The 249-nt window shown below is 34.5% G+C and carries 1 protein-coding gene; it reads left to right on the top strand.

The window, feature by feature from the left end; translation table 11 throughout:
• Positions 1–249 (top strand): hypothetical protein (locus ON09_RS23940; RefSeq protein WP_010603608.1); only part of this gene is annotated, 249 nt, incomplete at both ends.

The following is a 249-nucleotide window of genomic DNA, read 5'->3' on the forward strand; positions in this document are numbered from 1 at the left end:
CATCAACGTTCCGGCTAATGTAATTTCAAACTTTCAAAGCATTGCAAATGACAATTCTGTAAGAACAATTATTGAGAATATAGTTAGAAACACTGGTGGTAACGTTTTTTATGATGGGGCGAATTTCACTTATGTAGATAACAACGGTGTAAAGCAGGTGATCAATATCTCACAGCTTGTAAAAGCCAATGAAACAGTAACCACTTTAATAGATAATAAAAACGGAACTTACACCTATACAGCCGAAGA

The organism is Pedobacter agri PB92 (genome assembly GCF_000258495.1).
Classification (GTDB): domain Bacteria; phylum Bacteroidota; class Bacteroidia; order Sphingobacteriales; family Sphingobacteriaceae; genus Pedobacter; species Pedobacter agri.